This window comes from Woeseia oceani, assembly GCF_001677435.1.
Classification (GTDB): Bacteria; Pseudomonadota; Gammaproteobacteria; order Steroidobacterales; family Woeseiaceae; genus Woeseia; species Woeseia oceani.
Map to the genome: position 1 here is coordinate 655,468 of NZ_CP016268.1, position 22,831 is coordinate 678,298.

The following is a 22,831-nucleotide window of genomic DNA, read 5'->3' on the forward strand; positions in this document are numbered from 1 at the left end:
CGCCTGGAACTGTTGGCAACCCCGCTGTCGTAGGTTTCCCCTTAGACCGGTGGCTTTGCGACCCTGACTTTCGACAGGTGTGCCTTTGTCAATTGACGGATGATCGTGGCATGGCCTCCGGGAGCTGTCAATTTGCCAGTCCGCACATAGCTGTATGATGTTAAATCGATTATCGGCTAACGATTGGCCGGGCGGTGCCGAAATGGCATGGCGAGCTAGTCGCGATCTGCGCCGCCGCTAAATTGCGGCGTTACGGTCGAAACTACATGCAGTGTGGAATTGTCCTATTACAATGCACGGCCTTCTGACAATGGTTAAAACATAGTGCGGGTATTCAGTTTACGAACGCGGCAGCGCCTTGCCTGGCTGCTTCTTGGCGCAATGCTCGCGCAGCCATCCTTCGCCAATGAACTGAATTATGTCGTAACCGGCATTTCGGACCCGTTGCTCAGCAACGTGCGCATGCATCTCGAGCGGTTTGGCTTCACTGGCAATACCCGTATTTCGGCGGGCAGATTCGATGAACTGAGTGACGAAGCTCGAGAGCGCGTACGCGATGCGCTAAAGCCGTACGGCTATTACCAGCCAGAGATTACGGCGACATTGGTACCTGTGGCGACCGACAACTGGCGCATGCGTGTGCAGGTCCGTCCCGGTGAGCCGATGCGCATTGCGGCCGCCAATATAGAAGTCACAGGGGATGGCGCGGACAATGCCGAGCTGCGCAACTGGAAACGCAACTGGCCATTGCCGGCGGGTGCCGTCCTTAATCAACCGCGCTGGGAAGAACAGAAAAAGGCGGTTCTGATCGCAGCAGAAACTCAGGGTTACCTGCAGGCACGCTTTGTCCAGCAAAAAATTTCCGTGGACCTCGCGGCGAACGAGGCGCGACTTGACCTGGTTCTGGACAGCGGCCCGCAGGTGTTGTTCGGTGAAGTCATCTACGACCAGGATATTCTGAAACCGTGGGTGCTGGAGAATGTGCCGCGCTTCGAGCCTGGTATGCCGTACAACACAGAACTGCTTGAACAGTTTCGCCTCGACTTGTGGCGTACCGGCTATTTCACTGATATTGAGGTGCGAGAGGAGCGTTTGTTCGAGCAGACGCCGCCAGTCGTCAATCTGCACACGAAACTGGCAGGCGATACCAAGAATACCTATCAGGGGTCTGTCGGTTTCGGTACCGATACCGGAATCCGCCTGCAGGGTTTGTGGAGCAGGCACCGTCTGTCCACCAAGGGCGATCGTATCGATGTCGGTACCGGTTACCGGGAGATCGATGATGAATTTTCAATTCGTGCCGACTACCGCATTCCGCGCCGCACGGCACAGCGCCAGTACTGGGTCGCCAGCTCCGCATTGCGCTACGACAACCAGGATCTGGAATTCAAGCGGCAGCAAAATGACGAAGACTTCGTGACCCTCGCCAACGGTCAGGTCCAGGACCTGAATGCGCGATTCGGTCGGCTTCACGTGCGTGATCGCAAGCAGGGTTTCCAGCAAATACTGGAAACGGTTTACCTGGAGTTAATTCGCGAATCGTTCGACTACCGTCCAGGCACTGATTCCGCCGCGGACATTGTCGCGCTGGCAGATGATCCGCGTTTCAGCGGCTTGTTCCGCAACACGGTCAGTACGCTGGCGCTAGGTGTTGAATGGGACTGGCCGGCTGTGAGTGGCAAAGCGTTCGAAACGGAGGGGCACCGCGAGCGAGCGTGGCTGTTCACCGGCAACGAAGCCTGGGGTTCTGAGCGGGATTTCAGCCAGTTTTATGTTTCCACTCGCCGGAGCTATTTGTACGGCGATCGCTGGAAGGTCCTGCTACGCGCGGAACTGGGTTACAGCGATGCCGATGTGCGCGAAATCACGGGCACCGTCGACGGTGAACCGTTTTCGCTGTCGGTAACCCAGCTACCGGATCGATACCGCTTCAAAGCGGGAGGCAGCAACAGCGTTCGAGGCTACGGCTTCGAAGAACTCAGCAACAATGACATTGGTTCCAACAATGTCGTTTCGGCCAGCGCCGAGATTGAAATGAAAGTCGCGTCCGCCTGGTCAGTCGCCGCATTCGCGGATATCGGCAATGCGTTCAACGATTGGGACGAAGCAGAATTGCGCAAGGGCGTTGGTTTCGGTGTGCGCTGGTACTCGATTGCCGGAGCAGTGCGGGTCGACTTCGCCCGTGCGCTGGATGTCGACGGCCAGCCGTGGCGAATTCACTTCACGATGGGGTCGCCGCTACTGTGATCAGACGTGGTGCTCGTTATTTGCTGATACTGCTGGTCGGCACAGTACTCGTCACCGGTGCCGCAATGCTTTGGTTGCTGCGCACAGAATCGGGTGCCAGCTGGCTTTGGTCGCGCGCGAGCGCGGCCCTGCCGGAGCAATTGTCCGCCGGTTCGTTGCGCGGAACCGTGAGCGGTGGACTGCATTTCGAACGCTTGAGTTTTCAGCAGCCGGGCACGGCTATCGTCATCGGGCAACTGACTCTGGCAGTAACTCCTGATCTGTTTCCGTTGGGTGTGACGGTGGAGAAACTGCAGGCCAGTGACGTAACGGTGCAGTTGTCGCCGACTGAGGCTGATCCGGCGCCGGCCAAAGCGCCTGCCGCCAGCGTGCGGCAGATTCTTGCGGCCATGCGCTTGCCGTTGCCGGTGAGCGTTCGCCAGCTCACTGTTAGCAATGTCGATCTCGTTTTGGAGGACGCCAGTGAGTTGCACCTTGATCGGTTGCAGCTGGTTGCGCGTCTCTACAATGAGTTACTGATTGAACAACTGTCTGTTGCTGCGCCGCTGGCCGGGGCGAACGCCTCGGGTGCTCTGGGTCTGGCGGAACCCTTTCCGTTGCAGTTGTCACTGGCAGCCAGCACTGAACTCGAGGTTGGCACGGCCAGTAAAGAACCAGTCGCGCTCGCCTTGCAGCTGGACGGCAACCTGAACCGAATGACTCTGGATCTCAGTTCGGTGACTCATGAAATCGTGGTCAACGGAACGATCAGCGATGTCGATAACCAACCGCGCTTCGACTTGCTTGCCGCGGCCAAGCGGTTGCAGTGGCCTTTGAATGGCGAACAAGCCGTCGTTTCGTTGCACGAGTTGACGACAACGCTGACCGGCGGCATGCAGGACTACGGCATTGAGATTGAAGTGGCGCTGGCGACCGAATCAACCGGGCCTGTCAACGCGACTGGCACGCTGCGAGGTGATCTTGCGGAGCTGCAGGTCGAGCAGCTGAACTTGCACTCGGCCGACGTTGACGCCACGGTCAACGGAACAGTGCGTTGGGCGGATCAGTTCAGTGCTGCAGCAAAAATCGATTTGCAACGGCTTGAACCGCGTCGCTGGATTCAGGACTGGCCGGAGCAACAGCGATTAACGGGCTCCGCCGAGGCCGGCTTGTCCGGGGCGCGACTGGACGTTGCCAGTCTGCAGCTGCAGCAGGCGGATGGGCCGGCTGCCGTTCGTGCCGAGGGCGTGCTCGACCTGGACGGTGGCATCGTCGACATGAACCTCGAGTGGTCAGAACTGCAATGGCCGCTGGCGCCGTCCGTCGCCGATCTTGCAAGTCGTCGCGCTGAACTGACAGTGCGCGGTACACCGGAAAACTGGACCTTGGCCGGTGACATTGCTGTCAGTGGCCGCGATATTCCGGAAGGCAGTTTTGCGTTGGCTGGCAATGGCACTCGTGAAGGTCTGGCGCTGGTCATTGATGACAGCCAGGTGCTGGGCGGCCATGTAACCGGCGAGCTGGCCTACAGCTGGGTAGGGGCGAACGAATTTTCGGCGAGGCTTGATGCGCGAAGCCTGCAGACTACGGCTTTCATGCCGGATTACCCGGGACAGATCAGCAGCCGGTTCGCAGCGAGCGGCCAGGTCACTCCGTTCGCGCTGGACCTTCAGATTGAAGCGCTTTCTGGTGCGCTGCGGAGCCAGGCGTTTTCGGCCTCTGGTCGAGTCCACGTTGATGGTGATCAGGTAAGTACCGATCAGTTGCGAGTGCAGTCGGGCGACTCGTCGTTGCTGCTGAACGGAGATTGGCAGGCTGCCGAAGGTTTGCAGTTCGTCATTGAGGTTGAGTCGCTGGCCGACTTCATGCCTGAGGCGGCAGGCAGCTTGCGAGGCGAAGGCAATTTGCGGGCGTCCACGGAACTGCCGTTACTGAGCATCGAACTCGTTGGGGAGGACCTTCGCTGGCAGCAATTCCTTGTGGAAAAGCTTGAGGCACGCAACGTCGTCGGCGAGGGCGGGATGCCGCTGGGCGTAACTGTTTCTGCACAGAATATTGCCCGCGGCGAGCAACTGCTTGAAAGCGCCAGCATTGAGTTGCACGGCCTGCCGCAAGAGCATCAGATGTCGGCCGGCGTAGTCGCTGCTGACTTTCAGGCATCGCTTGCGTTGCACGGTGGGCTTGATGATTGGCGCAAGCTTGGCAGCGCTGGTTGGAGCGGAATGCTCGATGAGTTGACCTTGCAACGAGAGAACGAATCAGCCGTGTCGCTGCGCCAGCCAGCGGAGCTTGAGTTGGCGGCCAGTCAGGTGCGGTTGAGCGAATCCTGTATCGATGTTGAGACGGGTGGCGGTGTTTGCCTCAACGGTGACTGGGCGGCGGGCGGCAGTTACCAGTTCGCTTTCGAGCTTGAGTCCTTGCCACTCGATCTGCTGCGTGCAGCGACCGGCTCCGATCTGGAATTTACCCAAACGCTGAACGGCAACGTCAAGCTGGTGAACTCCGCGAATGGCCTGGTCTCGGGTACTGGCCGTGTCGATGTCACCCCCGGACTGATACGCAACCAGTTCGACGAGCGCCTGACCTTGCGCACACGCGCAGGCTTCGCTGCGTTCGAACTCGATGATGGCCAGCTGTTGGCCGGTGAGATCAGCCTGCCATTCTCCGATGCCGCTGAGATTAACGGCGAATTTCGCGTGCTGGATGTTGGTCGCGGTCAGCAAAGTCCTGTCGAAGGCCGGTTGACGGCAAGCATCCGCGACATAGGCGTCGGTGCCCGTATTTTTCCGATAGTTGACGAAGCCAAGGGATTGCTCGACGCCGACATACGGGTAGGCGGGTCACTCGAGGCGCCGGAATTCTCCGGTGGCCTCACGCTGCGCGATGGTCGCGTGGTTTACGATCCGCTGGGATTGAGGCTGGAAGACATACAGGTAACCAGCGAAATTCGCCCGGGTAACCGTATTGAATTGCAGACGACATTCCGCGCCGGCGAAGGGCGCGGCACTTTGTCGAGCAGTGCGGATTATTTACAAGGGCGGAGCGCAGGCCTGGAACTGTCATTGGCGGGCACGAATCTGACCTTCGTTAATCTGGAGGATCTCAGTGTCACTATCAATCCGGATGTGCAGCTGGGGTTGCGTAACAACGATCTGAGTATCAATGGCAGGATTACGGTGCCCGCCGCGCGACTCGCATCCGTGAACCTGATCAACACCGGCGTCAGCGAAAGCGACGACGTTGTTTACGTCGGTGAGCAACTGCCGCCGGAGGCAGTGGTGGCGGAGAATGAATCACCGCTCAACTTCACGGGAGCTGTTGAGTTCGAACTCGGTGACAACGTCATCATCGATCTGGATGTTGCCGAGGCCCGCTTGCGTGGCAAGACGCGCTTCGAGTGGCGCGGCCCGGCATTGCCGATGGCCAGTGGTGGTTTCGATATTGCCGGCAAGTTCGAGGCTTACGGGCAGCTGCTCGAGATCAGCGAGGGTACGGTCCGCTTTCCGAATGTTCCGGCAAGCAATCCCGAACTACGGGTACGCGCTGAGCGCGAGATATTCGGTAACTCGCAAATTCGACGGGCCGGGGTACTGGTAACCGGTACAGCGCAGCGCCCCAAGCTCGAGGTCTACACCACTCCGGCGACGAGTGAGGATCGTGCCTTGACCCTGCTCGCCACGGGTAGCGATTTCAACTACGAACAGGGCGTAGGCGCGGTCGACGTCGGCACCTATATTGCGCCACGTTTGTACGCCAGTTACGGCATTGGTTTGTTCGACAAAGAAAACGTGATCAGTGTGCGTTACGACCTTGCCAGCGGTTTCGGTATCAAAGCGACTTCGGGCAAGCGGGCGGCCGGCGTGGACATCAGCTACACGATAGAGCGCTGACCGTACGTCCGTTTATGCGGCGAGTCGCATACGGATCTGTGACAGGTACTGCGATGCGTCGGCAGCATTCCGCCAATCCGCTTTCGCCTGGACGAGACCGCGCTGTAAGTGCTGGCGCGTTTCCCGGAATGCGGCGCTCGCGTGCGGGGCAACGCTGCCTGTATCAAAGCCGGCCACGCTAACGTTAGTCGTCGCTCTGCGGTACAGTAGCGCGATGAATAAAGATCGCCTGCCCGCGGACGCGGTACTAGCCGCCAATCGCATATCACCCTACATCCGCCAGACGCCCCTGGAGCACTCGCCGTTTTTCAGCGAGCAGACCGGTGCCAATGTCTGGCTGAAACTGGAGAACCTGCAAATAACCGGTTCTTTCAAGTTGCGTGGAGCCTTCAACAAGCTGTTGTCCATGACCGCCGACGAGCGCTCGCGGGGTGCGGTGACGGCATCCAGCGGCAATCACGGTGCCGCTGTGGCCTACGCCATGGCGCGCTTGAAAATGAAGGGCGTGGTGTTTGTCCCCGAGCAAACCTCCAGTGCAAAAGTCGATGCGATCAAACGCGCAGGCGCCGACGTGCGTTTCTTCGGTACCGATGGCCTGGATACTGAAATTCATGCCATGGAATATGCTGCCGAACATGGCATGCACTACCTTTCACCGTACAACGACGCAGACGTCATCGCCGGTCAGGGTAGTTGTGGGGTCGAAATTGCGCGCCAAACGACCAAGCTGGATGCATTGTTCGTCGCGGTGGGCGGTGGTGGTCTGATCAGCGGCACCGCCGGGTTCCTGCGTTCGGCGTTTCCGGGGTTGCAGGTGATCGGCTGCCAGCCAGCCGCTTCCTCAGTGATGGCAGAGTCGGTTCGCCGTGGAGAAATACTGGAGCTGCCCAGTTCTCCGACGTTGTCGGACGGTACCGCAGGCGGCATCGAAGCGGGTGCCATCACCTTCGAACTTTGCCAGGAATTCGTCTCTGATTTTGTGCTGGTCTCTGAAGAGCAAATCGCCGCGGCCATGCGCGATTTCATCGACGCTCACCACATGCTGCTGGAAGGGGCGGCCGGCGTGGCTCTGGCCGGATTGCGCAAGAAAACCCGGGAGATTCGTGGCAAGAACGTCATTGTCATTATCTGCGGTGCAAATATCAGCCGCGAGACCCTGCGAAAAATCATCTGATTCAAATGCTGGATGGAACGGCGACAGGGGTTGCTGTTCAAAGACTGTTTAGAACGGAGTTGCGGATGGTGCGTTACTGTCTGATTTTTCTTCTGTGGCTGTCGCAGATGCCCGCCGCAATGGCGGCCGAGGTCGCGTTCGTCAATGTCAATGTCGTTGGCCTGCAGGACGAGCGGGTCTTAACTGAGCAAACCGTGCTGGTACGCGATCAGCGTATTGTGTCGCTTGGGGCCGTGCAGGATACCGAGGTACCTGAGGGTGCGTTGATCGTTGATGGCACGGACCGTTACCTGATGCCGGGCTTGTCCGAAATGCACGGCCACGTTCCCGCGGAAAGCGGTGTCGACCTGGAGCGGGTACTGGTCTTGTACGTGGCGAACGGTATAACCAACGTGCGCGGTATGCTGGGCAACGCAGCGCACCTGCAGCTCCGTACGGATATCGCAAGCGGTGAAGTCCTCGGGCCGCGACTGTACACCTCCGGACCCTCGTTCAACGGCAACAGTGTCAGTAGCCCGGGCCAGGCGGCCGATAAGGTACGCTCGCAAGCCGCGGCCGGTTTTGACTTTTTGAAAATACACCCCGGCCTGACCCGTGCTGAGTTCGTCGCAATGGCGAAGGCGGCTGAGGAAGCGGGCATCCGCTTCGCCGGCCATGTACCGGCCGATGTCGGTGTGCCGCTGGCATTGCAGCACGGCATCGCGACGATTGATCACCTGGACGGCTACATGCCTCTATTGGTACCTGCCCATTCAGGTGCCAGCGGCGGTTTTGGCGGCTTTTTTGACGTATTCCTCGCGCCTTACGCCGACGAATCGTTGTTGCCAGCCGTGGCTCGGGCGAGCGCCGAAGCCGGTGTGTGGAATGTGCCAACACAAAGCCTGTTCGAGCACCTCGTCAATGCTGAGCCGGCCCAGCAGATGGCCGCCTGGCCCGAAATGAAATACATGCCGGCGGCGACAGTCCGCCGTTGGGTGGAGAGCAAAAACGAACTGCAGGCCGACGCAGATTACAACGATGAACTCGCTGCTCGGGCGATCCTGTTGCGCCGGCAGTTGATCAAGTCTTTGCACGATGCAGGCGCAGGCTTGTTATTGGGCTCCGATGCGCCACAGGTTTTCAATGTCCCGGGATTCTCCATACACCGCGAGCTGGCGATGCTGGTCGAGGCGGGCCTCACCCCTTACCAGGCCTTGCGGACCGGCACTGTTAATGCCGCCCGCTGGCTCGGTCACGCGGGTGAGACCGGTACCGTCGAGCGTGGCCAGCGTGCCGACCTCGTATTGCTGGATGACAACCCGCTGGCGGATGTCAGAAACACGCGCCGTGTGCATGGCGTCATGTTGAACGGACGCTGGCTGGACCGGGCAGCACTGGACAGCTTGCTGCTGCCATTCGCGCGTCAACTCTGATCGCGGTATTGCTCGGCGCGACGCAGCTCTCGCTCGCTGTGTTGTTGCTGCGTAAGGGCGTCGTACCGCGGTGGGTTGTCGGCATCCACACAACTGTCGAGCGGCGCTACTGTGACTCCATCATTGACCGCAAAAAACAGGACGAAGCTCATACGCTTCTGGTCGGTCATGCGTACCCGGTGGCCGGTTGCCTGGAACCGGCCGTTTGACCAGGCCTCCAGCATGTCGCCAAACAGTACGATCACCTGACGATCACCTGACGATCACTGGCGGTCGCATCGTGCCAACGACCTTGTGGGTCCCGCAGCTCGAGTCCGGCCGCGGTTTGATACAGCAGCGTGATGCATTCAAAGTCTGTGTGCGCGGCGATCCCGACATCGCCCGGTTCGGCTTGCCGCTGTTGTCCTGGGTAGTGCAAAAGGCGCATGGTGCTGCGGTCCTGAGAGTCACATTGTGCCCGCAGGAACGGCGCCGGCTTATCGAGTGCGACCGAGATGGCGTCCAGCAATGCGAAACCGGCCTTGCTCAATACATCCCATGCGTTGCGGCTGGCGTGGTGAAAGCCGGGGAGTTCGGGCCAGATACTGCTGTGCAGTGGGTCGTCATCACCGCGGCGTGGCCTGCCAAAATCAAACGATTCGACGTGCGCGCGTGTTCCCGGCTGATAGGCCGGTTCTCCGTACAGTGGCATCCAGCCGTGCTTTATCTGCCGTTTGGCAACAGAGACGGCTGCCTTGCGTTGGTCATCATCCGGGAGGCTGAAGAACTCATGCATTGAAGCGAGCAGTGCGAGATCAGCGTTGTTGTGGCTGAACAGGTTCTTGATCGCGAGGTAGCCGTTGCTCGCTGCCGCTGTGCTAATAAGTTGTACCACTGCGGGATTTACCGGTGCGCCGGAGAGCAGCCCGGCTGCATCGATACAGTCTGGCTGGACACCTGCGATGGTGTCAGGCGATGTGCTACGCAGATCGGTCGTTCTGGGCATGCCGCTCAGTCCCCTAATGACAGCAGTCATGGCAATCTACCTCAGTCTTGCGGAACGTTTCACTGTCTCTTTGCAACCGAAACGTCTTGCGCGGCATCAGAAGACCAAACAGCCGGACATTTACTGCTGGCAAGAGGTCAACCTATGAAAAGCACACTTATACTCGCCCTGTTTGTGGCGACTTTCGCGCACGCCGCGTGGAATGATTACGAAGAAGTCCGGGAATTGCGGCATTCTTCACAAGGCGTGGACGTACTCGACGTCAAAGCCGCGGCAGGTCGCCTGAACATCATTGGCGCACCCGGCGCCCGCCAGGTGACCGTAACGGCGACGGTCGTGTTGCCGGGTGTGGACCACAACAAAGCGGCAGAGCTGATCAAGCGCGATCTGGAGTTGAGCCTGGTGCCGGACGGCAACGTACTGCGGCTGGTGGCCCGCTTTGAGCAGAAGCGATGGTCGCTCGGCGCTAGCCCGCACGTGCACCTGGATGTACAGGTGCCATCGTCAATGGCATTGCGACTGGATGACGGCTCCGGCCCGCTGGAGGTGCGTGGGACGACTGCGGCCATTACCGTCGAGGATGGTTCCGGGTCGATTTCCCTGCGCGATACCGGTGGTCCGGTCAGTATCGATGACGGCTCCGGGTCCATTGAGCTGCAGAATATTGCCGGCGACGTGCATATTGTGGATGGCTCTGGCGGTATCCGGGTGCGCGGTGTGCAGGGCAGTGTCAGCATAGAAGACGGTTCCGGCGGCATCGATGTTCACAAGGTCAGTCACAACCTGACGATTCTGAACGATGGCTCGGGCGGAATTCGCTACTCTGATATTCAGGGTGCGGTGGACGACCGCAGCTAAAAAAGCCCGGACACCCGTCAATATCATGTTCGTCGCGCATCGGATTAACACCGTTGGCTCGCAGTCGTATACTCTGGGGCCTCAGCTTGCGAGGTCCGGTTAGTGGCGCGCGAGGGCTGTCAACGTGTTGCCACATGATCGAATCCTCTCGTACTACGATCAAGGGGAGTTCGATGAAACTTGTGAAACAACTGCTCGATGTCAAGGGACGCGACGTACTGTCGATTTCTCCTGATGCCACGGTTCTGGATGCTGTCAAGATGATGGCGGAGAAGTCTGTCGGTGCATTGATAGTCATGGACGGCGACCAGCTTCTCGGTATCGTCACCGAGCGAGACTACGCACGCAAAGTCATCCTCAAAGGCCGCGCTTCGGACGACACGCCAGTGCGCGACATCATGACGGCCGACGTTGTTACGACCAGTAGCGACAGCAATGTGCAAAGTTGCATGGAACAAGTGACCGACAGCCGTATTCGGCACTTGCCCGTGGTCGACAATGGCAAAGTCACCGGAATTATTTCCATTGGCGATCTGGTCAAGGCGATCATCGCCGACCAGCAAGACGAGATTGACCAACTGGGCCAATACATCAGCGGCTGATTGCCGCCAGGCCGCGCCAGCGCAGCAGTGAATTTTTACCGCGTTGGCCGGTCCAATGTGGGAGCTACTGTGCGCTCCCGGGTCGCGGTACCTCGTCGTTCGTCGCGGCAAGGTCGGTCGGGACGGGTCCGAATGGGCTAGAATACAGGTATACGCGGAGGACGAAGCGCATGCGCCCGGTGATTCAATTATTACTGACGATGACCGCGCTACTGGCCAGTAGCCTGGTTTCGCCGTGTGCGGCGCAGGGCGCTGACCGCATGAAGAGCGAGACCGGACCGACAACCGTCCTTGGTCCCAGCAACCCGGCCCTGCACGACGGCGCCCAAGCGCTGCTCGCCGGCCGCGCCGAAGACGGCGTACGTCTGACTCTGCTGGGACTGGAAGCCGCGGCGGATTCGCGCGAGGAAGAATCGGCTTTGTCCAATTTGTGCGCCGGTTATATCTTGCTGAAGAATTACGTTGAAGCTAAGAAGTTTTGCGACCTGCTGTTGGTGCGCAATGATCAAAGCTGGCGCGGCTATAACAACCGTGCGGTTATTCATCTCAAGCTGAAGCAATATGAGCTGGCGGATCAAGACCTGAAACGCGGCGAACAGCTGCGCCCCGGTGCGCATACTCTCAAAGTGGCTCGCGCCTTGTACATGGACGCCGTCCACCCGGTCGCGCCGGAAGTGATTATTGACGATCGTGAAGTCGATGACAGTAACAGTACGCCTTAGCCCGTCACCGACGGTTGGACTTGTTGTCGGCTGCGTGCTGCTGGCGCTTTCGTCGCTGTCTGTTGCCGATGACACACCTCGCCGTACTCAGATAGTCGATAGTTCAACTGACCGGACACCCGCCAAAACGGCATTTCCCAGTTACCCGGCTATCGCGCGTCGAGACCGCATTGAAGGCGATGCCACTGTGTGCTTCAAGATCGATCAACACGGGCGTATTCGCAGTGCCAAAGTCGTCGAAGTGACCCACCCGATCTTCAAGCGTTCCGCCATCGCGGCTATACGCAAATCGAGTTTTGAACCGCTGGCTCCCAACGAGGTGCTGGCGACGGGCCGCACCTGTCGAACCTACCGCTTTCGTTTAGAGCCAGTTCTGGCAGCGGAAAAATAACGGTCATCTCTTGCAGCGAGCGCGCCATCGCGTCAGCCACAGGCCGGCATTGAGCGCAGCAGCCGTCATCTGAGATCCATCGTGCAGTCTTGTGGTTGCACGCCGCGTTCGGCAACAGCGGGAGTGGCAGGCATGCCGCGGTGAAGCAACTCAGTGAACTACGGCCCGGCCAATGTAATTGGTATCGGTGCCGAACCAGATTTCGCCGGCCGGCTCAAAGTAGTGCATTTGCCGTACTGTCTTGCCGCCACTTGGAATAGCGGTTGACGAAAAGAACTGTTCGGTTGCCGTGTCGAAGCCGACCAGTACATTGGGGTTCAGGCCGGATTCGACTATCCAGATGCGGTCCAGCCGATCCACCGCCATGCCATGGGGTTCGCTGTCTTCGCCGCCCGGCATCGGCCACTCGCTGAATGCTCCGCTGTCAGGATCAAAACGACCCAGATAACCGCGTGCGAAATCCGCCCACCAGATGCGATTGTCCGAGGTTGCTACGAGGCGTACCGGCCGGGCTTTTTTATTCGGCAATTCAATTTCCAGAACCTCCATGTTCGCGCTGTCGACCCGCAACAACAGATTCCGCCCGAAGCCAGCGGCCCAAGGTTCGTCGAGCGAGTCAAGCACTATGCCGGTGGGTTTGGTTTTACGCGTGGGAATTTCCAGCAACGTTATATCGCCATTCGCGACGGTCAACTTGCCAATGAAATTACCTTGCTGAACAGTGAACCAGATGTCGCCTGCAGAGTTGAAGATCAGAGTATGCGGGTCCCGTGCGCGGGAGTTCGGCATCTCGTGACGAGTGATCTGGCCGTTTGCCGGATTCAACTGGCCGATGTAGCGCTGCCGATTCGCACTGAACCAGAGGTCGCCATCAGCGTTGATGAGCAGACTCAGCGGGCGGGTGTCGCGATCGAGATCGTAGCGGCTGAAGTTGCCGGATTCAGGCTGCAGGTTGGCGACATAATCACTGCGTTGTCCGACGAACCAGACGCGGCCGCGCTGGTCGACGAACGGATCGCCCGGTTGTGAGTTTTCCCAGGGAACCAGCCACTCACTGATATCAACGGACTCTGCATTGCCCGTGTCAGGCCAGGCTGAGACCAGCATCAAGCTAATCAGCAGGAACCGTGTGTTCATCCTGTCGCCTCCCCAGAACCGAGCGACGAATGAATTACCTGTCGTCGCAGAGCCCGAGTATACGCTCGCTGGCTTCCGCCATGCCGTGACCTGTGCCTATGATTCCTTCATCGTGACCGGCCATAATCGCGATTCCGTCGACGGCAAACACGGTTTCTCTGTACAGGCGGCGAAATTCTTCTGCCATGGCTGGTGTACCGTACGCGACCGACGCTGCCGTGGTGGGACGAACATTCAGCAGCTTGCGCCACAGCGGCGCGCTGTGCACATGCACAACGGCATTGATATTCGGGTCCAGTTCGTACAGCGCCGCGTGCGTCATGGATTCTGAGGACGCTCGGATACGGCCTTCACAGCGTACCCGGTTGGCAGCGATGTCGTAATCCGTCACTCGTGCGTAGTGTTGTTCGTCCGGGTCTTCGAGATGTCCGGTTTGTGTGCCGCTGATGATGAAATGGCCGTCGCGACTGCGTACGCTGATATTGCCGTAGCCAATGTTCAGCTCGGCATAGTGGCCGATCAGGCCGGCGGCATACAGGGGCCGTCGCCATTCACGCAGTTGCGCCACTTCGTCGGCTGTCGGTGGTGCGCTGTCGATCCACTCCAGCGCAAACTTGATGTAGCCCTCGTCTATCATCACGCACGCTTCGCTTGTTCGGGAAACAGACTGGACAGGCCCTGCTCAGTCGCGGCACACACGCCGTGTTCGGTAATCAGGCCGGTGATCAGGCGCGCCGGTGTGACGTCGAAGGCGAAATTGCTGATAGGCGTTCGTTCGCCGACGGTGACAACTTCGAGCAGCTCTGAGCCGCTGCGGCCCCAGATGTGGGACACCTCGCGCGAGTCGCGCTCTTCGATCGGGATATCCTTTACGCCGTCGGAAATATCCCAGTCGATGGTGGTGGAGGGCAATGCGACGTAAAACGGCACGTTGTTGTCCGCGGCCGCCAGCGCCTTCAGGTAAGTACCGATCTTGTTGGCGACGTCGCCGCTGCGGGTGGTTCGATCGGTGCCGGTAATGCAGATATCCACCATGCCGTGCTGCATCAGATGACCGCCTGCGTTATCGACGATCAAGGTATGCGGTACGCCGCTCTCGGCCAGCTCCCAGGCAGTAAGTTGCGAGCCCTGATTACGCGGTCGGGTTTCATCCACCCAAACGTGGACATCGATGCCGGCCTGCTGTGCGAGGTAGATCGGTGCGGTCGCGGTGCCCCAATTGATGGTAGCCAGAGAGCCCGCATTGCAATGGGTCAGTACGTTGACGGTAGCACCGTTTTTACGTTTCGAGATTTCTTCGATCAAGGCGCGACCATGGCGCCCGATACCGAGCGAAATTTCCACGTCTTCGTCACAAATAGCTTCCGCTTCGGCCCGGGTGAGCGCGACCCGGTCGGCGTCGGGCCCGGCGGTGTGCAGTCTGTGCATTACCCGGTCTAGGGCCCAGCGCAGATTGACCGCTGTCGGCCGTGATGCCGCCAATTCATCTGCGGCAGTCTGGATAAACGCTGCCGCGTCACGTTGACCGCGTGCTTCAAGGGCCGCGAGGTACAGGCTCCAGGCGGCAGTCGCACCGATCAGCGGTGCGCCACGAACCAGCATCTCCGCTATTGCGGTTATTCCGTCGCGGTAGCTCCTGAGGTCGCTGACCGTGTACTCGTGCGGCAAGCGCCTTTGGTCAATGATTTGTACCGTCTGGTCGTCATCAGGGTGTAACCAGATCGTGCGGAAGTTCTCGCCTCGATTTAGCAAAATGTATCGCCCCTTGTGCCCGGGTAAGTGATCAACCATTCTAACGTCCTGCGTGCGGCGCTGCCGAGCCGATTGGCAGGCATTGCCAATGCAGCGGCCGGGGCGTGACGCAATCACTGCACTCTGGTCGGGCTTTCCGCTAGAGTCGCCAGCCATCGCCGTCAAGATTGCAGAGGACAGGCCACCGTGCACGACAGCAGGATTGCCGCTATCAGCCAGAAAAACCACCGCGGATCGTGGCTCACCGGCCTGTTGATTTTTTCGATGCTGGCGACCGAGGTTCGGGCCGAGGCCGCCGCTGGGCTGCCGTCGGCCCGTGAGCTGGCGAGCGCTGGCGCCGTAATTGGCGATATTCGCATCGTCAGGCAAAACGTATTTGATCTGTCGATACCTGAAGAGAACAATGCGTTGTACCGGCTTGCCAACCGATTGCACATGCAGACACGCGAGTCGGTCATTCGGCAGCAATTGCTGTTCAAGCCTGGTGAAGTCTATTCCGAGCGACTGGTTGATGAATCCGAGCGGCTTCTGCGCCGCAATATCTATTTGTACGATGCGCGAATTCGTCCTGTGCGGTATGTCGGCGGCGTTGTCGATCTCGAAGTAACTACCCGGGATGTCTGGACCTTGATGCCGGGCTTTTCAGTGTCGCGCAAGGGCGGGGAGAATCGCACCCGGTTTTCGATTTCCGAGAACAATCTGCTGGGTTCCGGTGCCCGGGTAAAGCTGGCCTATATTGATGATGTCGATCGCGAGTCGACCAGCTTTGAGTACGCAGACAACAATCTCGGCGAAAGCTGGACGGCGTTGCAGGTATTCGTGGCTGACAACTCCGATGGCGACAGTCAACTGCTGCGGCTTGTGCGGCCATTTTTTGCGCTCGACAGTCGCTGGTCAGGCGGTCTGGAGGTATTCGACAGTGATTCAGAAACTCGTTTCTATGAGCTAGGCGAGGAAGTGGCCGAATACCGTGAAAGCAGCCGTTACCTGAATGGGTTTGGTGGTGTTTCTTCCGGTTTGAAGAATGGCTGGGTACGCCGCTACACTGCTGGCGTTACCATCGACGAGCACCGCTTTCTGAACACGACCGATCAGATGCTTCCACAATTGTTGCCTGCAGATCGCGAGCTGGTTTATCCGTGGCTGGGAGTTGAGCTGATAGAGGACCGTTTCGAAACGTCCAGTAACCGTGACCAGATCGACCGCACTGAAGACTTCTACCTCGGCCAGCGGCTCGCGGCCCGGCTCGGCTACGCAGGCAGCACCCTGGGTTCGGACCGGGACGCATTGATGTTCAATGTTGCAGCCAGCCGTGGCTTTGGGGATATGGGCAAGAAAGCGCTCCTGCTTCGTTCGTCCGTTGATGGGCGCGTTGAACATGGGAGCCTCGTCAATGCCTTGTGGCACGTGAACGCCCGCTACTATCGCCAGACGTCGGAGAAGCATCTGGCTTTCATGACGCTGTCCGCCAGCATCGGCCGCAATCTCGATCTCGACAACCCGCTGATGCTCGGCGGTGACAACGGCCTTCGCGGCTACCCGCTGCGCTACCAGATTGGTGACAAGCGCGCGTTGCTTACCCTGGAGTACCGCTATTTTACGGACTGGTACCCGTTTCGCCTGGTGCGCGTGGGCGGTGCCGTGTTCGCGGATGCGGGCCGCACTTGGGGTGACAACCCGGCTGGTGGCGGCTCAATTGGCCTGCTGAAAGACGTGGGTTTCGGCTTGCGCCTGGTACCGACCAGGGCCAGCGGTCGCGAGGTCATACACTTCGATATTGCGTTTCCGCTCGATGGCGACCGGTCTATCGACAGCGTGCAAATATTGCTTGAGTCAAAAACCAGTTTCTGAGCTATGGCCGGATCTGGCGGGCTGCGTTGCACTGCGTGCGCCCGGTCCTGCCCGCCCAGACCTGGGATTGCGCCGCCTGCACTCGTGCGGGTCTGGCCGCATGCTGGTGGACGGCAGGGTCAGGATGAAGCGGATTTCAACGTGTTTGCCATCAGCATCGCAATGGTCATCGGGCCGACGCCGCCGGGCACGGGTGTGATGGCAGCAGCAACGTTTGCCGCTTCTTCATAGGCGACATCGCCGGTCAGGCGGTGGCGCTTTTCGCCGTCAGTCACAACCTCGATACGATTGATACCAACATCGATAACGACAGCGCCGGGTTTCACCCAGTCGCCGCGGATCATCTCCGGCCGCCCGACAGCTGCAACCAAAATATCGGCGTGTCGCGCGACTTGCGGCAGTTCTTTGGTTCGGCTGTGGCAGATGGTCACAGTTGCATTGGCTGCAAGCAGCAGTGCGGCCATTGGTTTGCCGACGATGTTCGAACGGCCGACGATAACGGCATTGAGTCCGGACAGATCGCGGCCCAGCTGGTCTTCGATCATCAGCATGCAGCCGGCTGGCGTGCAGGGTACAAAAGCATTGTCGATGTCACCCGCCGTCAGACGACCGATGTTCTCGAAGTGGAAACCGTCCACATCCTTGTGCGGCACGATGGACTGGGTAACCAGCTGTTCGTCGAGATGTTTCGGCAACGGCAGCTGCACCAGTATACCGTGCACGGCGGGGTCGTTATTCAGCTCGGCAATGAGGTCGAGTACTTCGTCTTGCCGCGTGTCGGCGTCGAGCTCGTGCAATACGGAATGGAAACCACAGCTTTCGGCCGTTCGTTTTTTGTTGCGGACGTACACCTGGCTGGCCGGGTCGTGGCCGACAATGACGACAGCCAGACCGGGTGTTATCCCGCGTTCGTTTTTCAGAACAGCGACGTCTTTACGTATGGATTCTGCGATTTCGGCGGCCTTGGCCTTGCCATCGATCCGTTCTGCAGTGGGCATTGATCAGTTTCCAGGGTTACGGCGTCAGTAGGGCGCGCGAAAGGCGCCGATGGTACCGCCGAGCGGCAGGCAGGTAAACTTTCGCCACGAGCAGGCTGATTTCGCGCTAATTCGGCAACCGCTGCAAATGCCGGTATCCGCGCAGCTGCTCCCCGAGGGGTAACGATGCCTGCTCACTGGTGGCAATTCCAGGTCGCTCGACTTGAACGCAGCCGCTGGGCAGTCCTGTAGCATTCGTCACCGCTTACGTTACCTACCGCAGCCCGAGTGATTGCAGACGACAGTCGCTACGCTCGGTTTCGCACAACCTCGCATCGGAGTGATTGAAATGAACGGTTCAGAAGACTGGCTTGGCCGCTGGCGCGAAGGGCGTACCGGCTGGCATGAGGAGCGCGGGAACGCGGCTTTGCAGGAGTACTGGCCGCCGTTGCCGGCGGGTACGCGGGTTCTCGTGCCACTCTGTGGCAAGTCAGTTGATATGCTCTGGCTGGCAAACCGCGGCCTGGAGGTTGTCGGGGTGGAGTTGTCGGCGCTCGCAATCGAGGCATTCTTTGCTGAGCACGCTATTGCATTCGATATCGATGACAGCGGTGCATTGACCCGTTACCGGGCTGTGGACAGACCCGTCACTCTGTATTGCGGCGACTACTTCGAACTGGCCTGCGAGCCCTGTGCTGCGTTGTTTGATCGCGGTGCACTCGTCGCGTTGCCGGAATCCTTGCGACCTGCCTACGCCAGGCACACCGACAGTCTGTTGACATCCTCGGCTGTGCGACTGCTGGTTACGCTCGAGTATGACCAGCAGCGTGCCAGTGGACCGCCGTTCGCAGTCACAGCGGAGGAAGTGCAGCGGTACTGGCCACACCTGCAACGCATCAGCGTGCGTGACGACATCGCCGATGCGCCGCCCAAATTCCGTGCGGCGGGACTGACGGAACTGCTGGAAGTAGTCTGGCGAAGCCGCTAGTGCTTTATTGCTGACGTTTTGCGATGCAGGAACTGCACCGGCAACCACGACGCACCGGCGGCAATGAGGTGTTTGACGGAATGGCCGCTGATGATGTTTCCGTACGCATAGATTTCGCTGTCCAGCAGTTCGCAGGACTTGGCCAGCACGTACAGAATCAACATACCGATCAGGGTTGGCGTCCAGTCGGAACGCCCACGGTACAACCACAGTATCAGCGGAATGATCAATAAGGGCAGGAACTGGACCAGCAGGTACCAACGCAAGTCGCCGCTACCGCGCGTTTCGGTCCACAACCAATAGGCGACGGAAAGCATGCCGGCGCACAACATGGGCCAAAGCAGGCGACTGGCAAGTTTGCTCGACAGGTATTCGCTTATCACCAGTGCGGTGAGGCCGACAAAGGCGAGCGTCATCGGCAAGCGGTCCCACAACAAAGACGCGTTGTCCGGTCGCCAGTGGTACCCGGCGGAACCGACCGCGGTTAAGCCAATCCCACAGAAAAAGACCACCAGGCACCGGCGCGAAACGGCTGTGAGGGGTGCTGTCCGCAGTGCGCACAGACCGGCTATGCCAGCGAGCAAAAACGGTGTATTGGACAACACATTGGCAATGTTCGCGATGCCGGTCCAGCCACGTTGATCAGTAAAGCTGTGATAGCTACTGTCTTGCGCTATCGGCGCGACGAATGCTGCCACAACAACGGCCGTCAGGCAGATCGATAGCAGTAGCAGGCCGCGCCAGGAAGGTATGCCCGGTGACCGGCTATTCACAGCGGCTCAGCAGAAACTCGATCAGGCGATTTTGACCCTTGCTTTCACCTTCAATACTGGCGAGCAACTGACCCGAGGCCAGCTGGCGGTAACGTATTCGTTGCGGAAAATCGTGCTGCAGGTTTTCGAACACGACGTCGTGCGTTGCCAGTCGCGCCATGCGGAAGCGGGTTGTCGTTTGCCCGGACGGGCTGGCGATGTAACTCAACTGCCCTCGTTCGTCGGCTTCGATACGGAGGTATTCCCAGGCAACGGTCTGGCCATCGCGAACCGTGCGGCTTGCGCCCAGCATCGTGCCGCCTGCCGGGCGGGTCCAGACTTCGACGTTGCCCGCCTCTGCATTGTCATGCTGCCAGCAGCCGGCCAGCCAGTTAAGGGTGTTAATGTCGGCTGCCTGGACGGGCAGGGAGGTAAGCAGCAATATTGCTGCCCATGCTGCGTTCGTTGGGTTATTTCGTTCAGGCATATCCTGATCTCTGGTAGTCGGCGTAGGCGGCTTGGACCAGTTCCGCTAACTCGGCTGCTAGCACTTTGTCGTGCGATTGCAAGTTAAAGCAGGACTTGCCGTGCATCCGGCTTTTCAGGTTGTCTGACAATGCGCACAACAGGTCCGGGTTTACGTACACCGGCATGAGGTGAAAGCTGACGTAGTTCTTTTTGATTTGGACAGCGGCGAAAAACAGCGGCTTCTTGTTCTGCATAATGTGTTTTGTATCGAGGCTGTAGTTGGTCGCGCTATCGTGCGTCACGATCAGGTCGCGAGCATAAGGCCTAAGAATGTCACGCAAAGCGTGAAAGCACTCCCTGAACTCGCTTGCACGAGTCATTCCGGCTCACATGCAGCGTCCGATTCCCCGCCCGCTGGCCCGTAGAATACGACCCACGCGCAAAAATCGTCGCTGAAATCTTCAAAGCGGTGCGTGACCCCAGCGGGTACGAACAACGCTTCTCCGGGCTCGAATGGTTGTCGTTGGTCAGCCACGACAAAGGTGCCGTGTCCCGCCTGCACAATGTAGAGTTCGTCCTGCTCGTGTGGCTGTTGCGGATCGTTGCAGCGCGGTGCATAGCAACCCAGTTCCAGTGTGCCACGCCGCAGCAATACACCGTAGCGTTCGTCGCCGCTGGCTGCGATAGCTGCCTGTGCCGTCGTCATGGTCAAGCGTTCTTTCATTGCATGGGGCCCTCGTAGCCATGTGTGAAGAACAGCCGTGCCGCAATGCGCTTCTGGCGGCCAATGCCTGGCAGGCGTGAAGCCGTTCAGGCGGAAAGCCAGTGTCGATTCTACCCGGAGGTCGCAGGCGCTGCACGGCGGCGGTTGTGCGATACTCCGCGCATGACAGCGATACCTAAAACGGCGCTGGCAGGCTTGTTTCTACTGCTCGCGGCTTGCGCTGCCGAACCGCAGTGGAACGGTTCGCTGCAGACGCTTCTCGAATCGCAGCCGGCGCGGTTCGGTACCGTTATGCGCGATCCGGAACGGTACCGTTTACAGATTATTTACACACAGATTGACCGGGATGCCGCCAACAATCCGAGCTTTCGTTCGTTTTCCTACAGGGTCAATGCTGACGAATACTTTTATCCGGCCAGCACCGTCAAGTTACCGACAGCATTGATTGCGCTGGAGGCCTTGCAGAAGCTCGGCATACCTCGAGATGCTGCCATGTTCACTGGCAGCGCGGCTGATTTCCAGACCTCCGCGCTGGTCGATGACAGTGCGCCAGACGGCGTGCCGAGCGTTGCGCATTACATACGCAAGATACTGCTGGTCAGCGACAACGATGCCTTCAATCGTCTGTACGAACTGCTGGGGCAGCAAGCTTTGAACGAGGCGTTGATCCGGCACGGTTTGCACAACAGCCGGATCGTTCACAGGCTTGAAAGCGTACTGACCCCGGAGCAGAACCTGTTGAGCAATCCGTTGCGCCTTGAGGTCGGAGGCCGAACTGTCTACGAACAAGAGGCGGTACGCAGTGCGAAGAGTTTCGTCGCTCCGGAAGCCGAGTTGCTGGGCGTTGCCGAAATTGTCGGCGGTGAGCTTCGGCAGGGACCCAAAGATTTCTCAGTCAAGAACGCCTACTCCCTGCAGGACCAGCACGACCTGCTGCAATCTTTGTTGTTCCCGGCGGCAGTCGACGACAAATCCCGTTTCGAAATCAGCGAGGACGATCTGGACTTCGTTTATCGCTGGATGTCGACCTACCCGCGCGAGAGCGGCATAACGCAATACTCGAACGCCGCCGAATACCCGGATGGCTATGTCAAATTCTTGCTGTACGGCGGCAAGGCCGAGTCGATACCAGACCCGATTCGGGTGTTTAACAAAGTCGGTGATGCCTACGGCTTTCTCACCGACGCGGCGTATGTCGTGGATTTCGAGCATGGTGTCGAGTTTCTGTTGGCCGCAACCATTTATACGAACGCGAACCAGACGTTCAATGACGGTGAGTATGAGTACGATGAGATTGGTTTGCCGTTCCTGCGCGACCTTGGTCAGGCAATCTACGAGATAGAGCTGACACGACCCCGGTCGCACGTACCTGACCTCAGCCGGTTCAGCTTCGACACACGCGGTATCAGCGCGGAGATTGACTGAAGGTCGGCGTCCCCAACGGGCTGGGTGGGCAATCTGTGCTTGCAACGGAATAGACAACAGCTGCGATCTTCCAGTTGCCGTCGGTTTTCACCAGGTTGAAGCTGTTGACACCGCAATGGTGAAATTCGCCGTCAACGTAGAAGTCGTAAGGTGCCCAGACACTGGCGACAGTACCGCGTACCTGAACGACCGGGTCCCAGATACGTTCCAGCAACTGGCTGGAACCCTTGGCCAGCGATGCGACGTAGTCGGCATGCGTGGTGCGAACCAGCTGAGGGCCGTCGGCTGTTTCCCGGCTGGCGATGATCTCGCCATTGGCCAACAACAGGTCGCGCACCGTGCTTGCTTCACGCATTTCCAGCGCGTCGAAAAAGCGCTCGAGCGTTTCCAGTACTGCTGCGTCTGCAGGGGCCGCGTGCGCGGCTTGCAGCCCGGCGCACAGCGCCAGCCAGAGGATAGCGGCGTACTTGTGCGGCATGATTCCTTCCGTTTGCTCG

General features: G+C 59.2%; 22 protein-coding genes and 1 riboswitch. Of the genes, 11 read left to right on the top strand and 11 right to left on the bottom strand.

Translation table 11 applies throughout. From position 1 onward, the window contains the following. Positions 1–11: 11 nt before the first annotated feature. A riboswitch (cyclic di-GMP riboswitch) is annotated at positions 12–94 on the bottom strand. A 230-nt stretch (positions 95–324) separates the two neighbouring features. The 4 genes from BA177_RS02785 to BA177_RS02800 all read left to right on the top strand — a co-directional run bounded on the left by BA177_RS02785 (position 325) and on the right by BA177_RS02800 (position 8,702). Then, positions 325–2,247, top strand: a complete 1,923-nt coding sequence (locus BA177_RS02785; protein WP_068612572.1) for an autotransporter assembly complex protein TamA — start codon at positions 325–327, stop codon at positions 2,245–2,247. Then, positions 2,244–6,116 (top strand): translocation/assembly module TamB domain-containing protein, encoded by a 3,873-nt coding sequence (locus BA177_RS02790; protein ID WP_068612574.1) that lies wholly within the window; start codon positions 2,244–2,246, stop codon positions 6,114–6,116. Before BA177_RS02785 ends, BA177_RS02790 begins: the two co-directional genes overlap by 4 nt. 214 nt (positions 6,117–6,330) lie before the next feature. Continuing rightward, the gene (locus BA177_RS02795; RefSeq protein ID WP_068612576.1) at positions 6,331–7,290 is read left to right on the top strand and encodes a threonine/serine dehydratase; all 960 of its coding nucleotides are present in this window, start codon (positions 6,331–6,333) and stop codon (positions 7,288–7,290) included. A 65-nt stretch (positions 7,291–7,355) separates the two neighbouring features. Then, complete coding sequence (locus BA177_RS02800; RefSeq protein WP_068612578.1) at positions 7,356–8,702, top strand: amidohydrolase family protein; 1,347 nt, start codon at positions 7,356–7,358, stop codon at positions 8,700–8,702. Here the strand turns inward: BA177_RS02800 and BA177_RS02805 are convergent. Then, on the bottom strand, positions 8,693–8,947 hold the full coding sequence (locus BA177_RS02805) for a 2OG-Fe(II) oxygenase family protein (protein WP_068612580.1): 255 nt from the start codon (positions 8,945–8,947) through the stop codon (positions 8,693–8,695). The genes BA177_RS02800 and BA177_RS02805 overlap by 10 nt on opposite strands. Further along, positions 8,944–9,687 (bottom strand): 2-oxoglutarate and iron-dependent oxygenase domain-containing protein, encoded by a 744-nt coding sequence (locus tag BA177_RS02810; protein WP_068612582.1) that lies wholly within the window; start codon positions 9,685–9,687, stop codon positions 8,944–8,946. The genes BA177_RS02805 and BA177_RS02810 overlap by 4 nt, the downstream gene beginning before the upstream one ends. Before the next feature lie 144 nt (positions 9,688–9,831). On the opposite strand from BA177_RS02810, the gene BA177_RS02815 reads away from it, so the two are divergent. From BA177_RS02815 to BA177_RS02830, 4 genes are all read left to right on the top strand, one after another. Further along, positions 9,832–10,545, top strand: a complete 714-nt coding sequence (locus BA177_RS02815) for a DUF4097 family beta strand repeat-containing protein (protein WP_068612585.1) — start codon at positions 9,832–9,834, stop codon at positions 10,543–10,545. 173 nt (positions 10,546–10,718) lie between these two features. Continuing rightward, positions 10,719–11,147 (top strand): CBS domain-containing protein, encoded by a 429-nt coding sequence (locus BA177_RS02820; protein WP_068618790.1) that lies wholly within the window; start codon positions 10,719–10,721, stop codon positions 11,145–11,147. A gap of 170 nt (positions 11,148–11,317) precedes the next feature. Beyond that, the gene (locus tag BA177_RS02825; RefSeq protein ID WP_068612587.1) at positions 11,318–11,869 is read left to right on the top strand and encodes a tetratricopeptide repeat protein; all 552 of its coding nucleotides are present in this window, start codon (positions 11,318–11,320) and stop codon (positions 11,867–11,869) included. After that, positions 11,847–12,260, top strand: coding sequence for an energy transducer TonB family protein (locus BA177_RS02830; RefSeq protein ID WP_068612589.1), 414 nt, complete (start codon positions 11,847–11,849; stop codon positions 12,258–12,260). Before BA177_RS02825 ends, BA177_RS02830 begins: the two co-directional genes overlap by 23 nt. A 150-nt stretch (positions 12,261–12,410) precedes the next feature. Here the strand turns inward: BA177_RS02830 and BA177_RS02835 are convergent, their stop codons facing one another. Genes BA177_RS02835 through mtnA form a run of 3 tightly spaced genes read right to left on the bottom strand, consistent with a single transcriptional unit; the run spans position 12,411 to position 15,188 of the window. Further along, positions 12,411–13,397, bottom strand: a complete 987-nt coding sequence (locus BA177_RS02835; RefSeq protein ID WP_231892479.1) for a Vgb family protein — start codon at positions 13,395–13,397, stop codon at positions 12,411–12,413. Positions 13,398–13,431: 34 nt separating this feature from the next. Then, positions 13,432–14,034 (bottom strand): class II aldolase/adducin family protein, encoded by a 603-nt coding sequence (locus tag BA177_RS02840; protein WP_068612591.1) that lies wholly within the window; start codon positions 14,032–14,034, stop codon positions 13,432–13,434. Further along, positions 14,034–15,188: an S-methyl-5-thioribose-1-phosphate isomerase gene (gene mtnA / locus BA177_RS02845; RefSeq protein ID WP_068618794.1), complete on the bottom strand. Its 1,155-nt coding sequence runs from the start codon at positions 15,186–15,188 to the stop codon at positions 14,034–14,036. Before mtnA ends, BA177_RS02840 begins: the two co-directional genes overlap by 1 nt. A 147-nt stretch (positions 15,189–15,335) precedes the next feature. Between mtnA and BA177_RS02850 the strand changes: the two genes are divergently transcribed. Further along, entirely contained in the window at positions 15,336–17,000 is a 1,665-nt protein-coding gene (locus tag BA177_RS02850) for a BamA/TamA family outer membrane protein (RefSeq protein ID WP_068612594.1), read from the top strand. A gap of 119 nt (positions 17,001–17,119) precedes the next feature. Here the strand turns inward: BA177_RS02850 and folD are convergent, their stop codons facing one another. Beyond that, on the bottom strand, positions 17,120–17,998 hold the full coding sequence (folD, locus tag BA177_RS02855; RefSeq protein ID WP_068612597.1) for a bifunctional methylenetetrahydrofolate dehydrogenase/methenyltetrahydrofolate cyclohydrolase FolD: 879 nt from the start codon (positions 17,996–17,998) through the stop codon (positions 17,120–17,122). Between the two features lie 328 nt (positions 17,999–18,326). Between folD and BA177_RS02860 the strand changes: the two genes are divergently transcribed. Next, positions 18,327–18,965, top strand: a complete 639-nt coding sequence (locus BA177_RS02860) for a thiopurine S-methyltransferase (protein ID WP_068612599.1) — start codon at positions 18,327–18,329, stop codon at positions 18,963–18,965. On the opposite strand, the gene BA177_RS02865 is transcribed toward BA177_RS02860, so the two are convergent. From BA177_RS02865 to BA177_RS02880, 4 genes are read right to left on the bottom strand one after another with little or no spacing between them, the layout of a single operon-like run. After that, the gene (locus BA177_RS02865) at positions 18,962–19,738 is read right to left on the bottom strand and encodes a ceramidase domain-containing protein (protein ID WP_068612602.1); all 777 of its coding nucleotides are present in this window, start codon (positions 19,736–19,738) and stop codon (positions 18,962–18,964) included. The genes BA177_RS02860 and BA177_RS02865 overlap by 4 nt on opposite strands. After that, positions 19,731–20,204 (bottom strand): DUF6265 family protein, encoded by a 474-nt coding sequence (locus tag BA177_RS02870; RefSeq protein ID WP_082989812.1) that lies wholly within the window; start codon positions 20,202–20,204, stop codon positions 19,731–19,733. Before BA177_RS02870 ends, BA177_RS02865 begins: the two co-directional genes overlap by 8 nt. Then, the gene (locus BA177_RS02875) at positions 20,197–20,565 is read right to left on the bottom strand and encodes a hypothetical protein (protein ID WP_068612605.1); all 369 of its coding nucleotides are present in this window, start codon (positions 20,563–20,565) and stop codon (positions 20,197–20,199) included. The genes BA177_RS02870 and BA177_RS02875 overlap by 8 nt, the downstream gene beginning before the upstream one ends. Continuing rightward, entirely contained in the window at positions 20,562–20,909 is a 348-nt protein-coding gene (locus BA177_RS02880) for a cupin domain-containing protein (RefSeq protein WP_068612608.1), read from the bottom strand. The genes BA177_RS02875 and BA177_RS02880 overlap by 4 nt, the downstream gene beginning before the upstream one ends. Before the next feature lie 162 nt (positions 20,910–21,071). Here BA177_RS02880 and BA177_RS02885 point away from each other — a divergent pair, with 162 nt between their 5' ends. Continuing rightward, on the top strand, positions 21,072–22,334 hold the full coding sequence (locus BA177_RS02885) for a serine hydrolase (protein WP_068618800.1): 1,263 nt from the start codon (positions 21,072–21,074) through the stop codon (positions 22,332–22,334). Here BA177_RS02885 and BA177_RS02890 read toward each other — a convergent pair. Further along, on the bottom strand, positions 22,315–22,812 hold the full coding sequence (locus BA177_RS02890; RefSeq protein ID WP_068612612.1) for a nuclear transport factor 2 family protein: 498 nt from the start codon (positions 22,810–22,812) through the stop codon (positions 22,315–22,317). The genes BA177_RS02885 and BA177_RS02890 overlap by 20 nt on opposite strands. Positions 22,813–22,831: the final 19 nt, after the last annotated feature.

Bases quoted from the DNA above. Each gene is read 5' to 3' on its own strand.
- BA177_RS02835 (WP_231892479.1), bottom strand. From the start codon at position 13,397: ATGAACACACGGTTCCTGCTGATTAGCTTGATGCTGGTCTCAGCCTGG.
- BA177_RS02830 (WP_068612589.1), top strand. From the start codon at position 11,847: ATGACAGTAACAGTACGCCTTAGCCCGTCACCGACGGTTGGACTTGTT.
- BA177_RS02875 (WP_068612605.1), bottom strand. From the start codon at position 20,565: ATGACTCGTGCAAGCGAGTTCAGGGAGTGCTTTCACGCTTTGCGTGAC.
- BA177_RS02825 (WP_068612587.1), top strand. From the start codon at position 11,318: ATGCGCCCGGTGATTCAATTATTACTGACGATGACCGCGCTACTGGCC.
- BA177_RS02840 (WP_068612591.1), bottom strand. From the start codon at position 14,034: ATGATAGACGAGGGCTACATCAAGTTTGCGCTGGAGTGGATCGACAGC.
- BA177_RS02815 (WP_068612585.1), top strand. From the start codon at position 9,832: ATGAAAAGCACACTTATACTCGCCCTGTTTGTGGCGACTTTCGCGCAC.
- folD (WP_068612597.1), bottom strand. From the start codon at position 17,998: ATGCCCACTGCAGAACGGATCGATGGCAAGGCCAAGGCCGCCGAAATC.
- BA177_RS02885 (WP_068618800.1), top strand. From the start codon at position 21,072: ATGACAGCGATACCTAAAACGGCGCTGGCAGGCTTGTTTCTACTGCTC.
- BA177_RS02870 (WP_082989812.1), bottom strand. From the start codon at position 20,204: ATGCCTGAACGAAATAACCCAACGAACGCAGCATGGGCAGCAATATTG.
- BA177_RS02860 (WP_068612599.1), top strand. From the start codon at position 18,327: ATGAACGGTTCAGAAGACTGGCTTGGCCGCTGGCGCGAAGGGCGTACC.
- mtnA (WP_068618794.1), bottom strand. From the start codon at position 15,188: ATGGTTGATCACTTACCCGGGCACAAGGGGCGATACATTTTGCTAAAT.
- BA177_RS02880 (WP_068612608.1), bottom strand. From the start codon at position 20,909: ATGAAAGAACGCTTGACCATGACGACGGCACAGGCAGCTATCGCAGCC.
- BA177_RS02810 (WP_068612582.1), bottom strand. From the start codon at position 9,687: ATGCCCAGAACGACCGATCTGCGTAGCACATCGCCTGACACCATCGCA.
- BA177_RS02800 (WP_068612578.1), top strand. From the start codon at position 7,356: ATGGTGCGTTACTGTCTGATTTTTCTTCTGTGGCTGTCGCAGATGCCC.
- BA177_RS02795 (WP_068612576.1), top strand. From the start codon at position 6,331: ATGAATAAAGATCGCCTGCCCGCGGACGCGGTACTAGCCGCCAATCGC.
- BA177_RS02890 (WP_068612612.1), bottom strand. From the start codon at position 22,812: ATGCCGCACAAGTACGCCGCTATCCTCTGGCTGGCGCTGTGCGCCGGG.
- BA177_RS02820 (WP_068618790.1), top strand. From the start codon at position 10,719: ATGAAACTTGTGAAACAACTGCTCGATGTCAAGGGACGCGACGTACTG.